The sequence below is a fragment of the Methanobrevibacter sp. genome (assembly GCF_036307625.1).
In the GTDB taxonomy this organism is placed as follows: Archaea; Methanobacteriota; Methanobacteria; order Methanobacteriales; family Methanobacteriaceae; genus Methanocatella.
On sequence record NZ_JAXJXF010000040.1, the window covers coordinates 1 to 2,934 of the forward strand.

Annotated in this window: 2 protein-coding genes; both read right to left on the reverse strand. The window is 39.1% G+C overall.

Annotated elements, in window-relative coordinates; all coding sequences use genetic code 11:
- Positions 1 to 2,578, reverse strand: a 2,578-nt coding sequence (locus UIB65_RS02720) for a C1 family peptidase (RefSeq protein WP_330039597.1), incomplete at its 3' end; no start/stop codon positions are given.
- 107 nt (positions 2,579 to 2,685) lie between these two features.
- The gene (locus UIB65_RS02725; RefSeq protein ID WP_330039598.1) at positions 2,686 to 2,865 is read right to left on the reverse strand and encodes a hypothetical protein; all 180 of its coding nucleotides are present in this window, start codon (positions 2,863 to 2,865) and stop codon (positions 2,686 to 2,688) included.
- Positions 2,866 to 2,934 lie beyond the last annotated feature (69 nt).

Here is a 2,934-nt window from a genome sequence, read left to right on the forward strand (position 1 = left end):
GAGTTAAGGCCAAAGGAGTTGTGAAGGCTTTTATACATGCAACCATAGGAGTGCTGTAGTATGAGTATAAATCACGCCATCCTTTGCCCACATCTATATAGGAAATGCCTTTTTTGAATGTACCAAGATTGGATAATTCGGAATCGGACATAGGAATAAATTTATCTCCAGAATCCAAAATTTCTATACATATTGCGAACTCGTCGCCTTTTGACAATGAGGTTTTGCTTTTGAACGGTATTGTGTAATATCCCGCAGGACTAAAGCCCTGCTGAGTCAATACTAAAGTGTCACCCTTATAAAGTGAAACCTTGTAGTTTGTCGGCTTTTTGAAGACTGTTGAAAATGCTGACAATGCCTCATCATCCATTGCGGTGAAAACGTTTTTGTACTTTACCGTAGCAACTGAAGAGGTTTTATAATAATAATCAACGCTCTGCAAATCGTATTGGTAGTTTCTCACATAGCTTTCAGTATCGTTGAAGACATATGTGTAGAGATAATTGTGATAGCCTGTGAGCATTTCACTTTTGAACTCCTTTTCATAAGAGATATACACATAGCCCTCATCGCCGGAAGATGAACCCCAGCTGTTTTTAACAATCCAAACACCTTTAGCATAGTTTCCAAAGTAATCCTCGTCATTATAGTTATCATTCCATCCTACAAGTGTTATGGAGTGGAAGGTTGTCTTCCAGAAGGTAGCTGCCACAACTGCACCGTAATCCATTATGGCACGTTTGATGGCGTCATTGTCACTTGAATCCTTTCTGTCAGGCAGGAAATAAACATTCTGGACATGCAGAAGAGGAGAATAAAGACTGGACAGCGCGGAATGATCGTCATAGACATCCAATGAATCATTGATAGGACCAAACCAGTTGGTGAAATATCCGAATGCCATTGAATCGAATCCTCCATCGTTAGGTTCACAATTCCTTCCCACAATAGAATACATCTCCATGATATTTTTAACATTTTCCTCTGAAAAGTCAAATTCGATTCCTGTAGCCTTTTTAAGACAGATTTCCAATGCAGCTATGCTTGAAAAAGCCCAGCAGTTACCCCCATCCATCTGGTTTTTTACGGAAGTGACATAACCGTAGTCCCTTGAGTCATATGATGAAGGAATGGTGGCCTGAGATTGAGGAGAGTAATTGATAATAGGTGCCAGCACATTGCTTGAAATATCAAAAAGTGTTGTATTGAAAATTATGACATTTGTCAAACCTGTGTTTGCGCTTCTGTATATTATTGAGTCATATTTTGCAAAGATATACACATCATCGCTATCCGTAAAGACATTGCCTACCAGAGAAATGCTTCCCGGCAGATAGCTGCAGACTGCACCGCCCTCAACATAAGCGGTTGAAGTTCTGATGTTGGAGTTGTAGATGTTGGCGTTGCCATACATTGTGAAAACAGATCCTCCATAGTTTGCGACATTGTCTATGAAATCGCAATTCTCAACATCCACAGACATGTTCAAAGCGCAAATTGCACCACCGAAATCGGCAATTCCGCCTTTAAAGCTGGACTTTGAAATATCCAACAAACCAGTTTCAGCATAGATTGCTCCGCCTGAATCGGTCAGTGACCAGGAATTTAAAAAATTGCAGTTGGTTATGGTTGAAGTGGTCAATTTTGAAGCTATTGCTCCACCAAAGCTATAAGCCTCTGAATTGGTGAAATTGGAATCTGTAAGCTCCATTTTTCCACCATTCATATAAATTGACCCGCCGTATTTGGCGCTGATTCCTCTAAATGAAGATTTTGAAACAGTCAGATTTGATTCAAGCCCATAGATTGCACCTCCAAATAGGCGTGCATCGGAATTGGAAAAAATACAGTTTGAAATCAAAATATTCGTATAGTTTGCAGCAATTACGCTTCCGTGCCTTGCATGATTTGATTCGAAATAACAATTCCTAAGGTTCACATTACATATTCCATAATTTAGCGAAGAATTTGAAAATATAACCCCACCGCATGCGCTTTCGTAAAATGCGGTGCTTGATTCGGAATATTTGCAAACCGAATTTTTAAAAATCACGTTGTCCGCTTCCACATTCCCGTGATTTATAATCTGGCCATAATCAAAAGTCAAATCCTTCAAAAGCAAAGTGGAACCAGATGAAACCGTCAAATCAAAGGAATAAGAAGCAGTGGATTTGATAATCGTATTGTCCCTGCTTTGTCCGATGAAAGTTGTTTTGGATGAAATCTTTCCCGAACCTGTGTAGACATAAACACCATCTGCAAAATAAGCGGTCATTCCAGAGGATATCCTATTGGAATACAGATATTTATACGGACTTGTCTGAGTGCCCACACCATCCGTACTTGATGATGCATCAAAATAAACCGTACCTGCACTTAAAACATCCGAATTGTCTTCTGCAAGTCCCTCTCCATTAGACTCGCTCATTAAAACAGAAGAACTATTTTGCGAAGCTGCTTCAAAGCCATTATCCGTGAAGCTGTAGGCATCATCGGTTGAATTCAAGCCCCCCGCACTAACCGATGAAATAGCCATCACCAATAAGACTAAAGCAAAAATCAATTTCTTGTTAAACATACTAAAATATTTATTCGAATATAAATATAAGTCAAGTAAAGCATTTGTTTTCATTAGGGTTGAAGTAAGTTTAGAAAAAACAGCCAAAATCAGAAATTGCAGGAAAGCTATTCGCCGTTCCTGATTTGATTTGAGGACAAACCTGTCACATCAACAACAACATCAAGAGAAAAACCCTTATCCAACATCCTCCTAGCAGTCCCAAGCTTACCTTTCTCAAAACCTTTCTCAAAACCTTCTTTAAATCCTTTTTCCCACATATACCGTTCAACCGGATTAAGCAACATCACAATTCACCCACAAAGCCCACATACAAAAAAAAATACAAAATAAACTAAAGCTGGTCCAAAATAACA

What these genes read in the sequence shown, in the direction of transcription:
- UIB65_RS02725 (WP_330039598.1), bottom strand. Translation starts at nt 2,865, where the DNA reads ATGTTGCTTAATCCGGTTGAACGGTATATGTGGGAAAAAGGATTTAAA.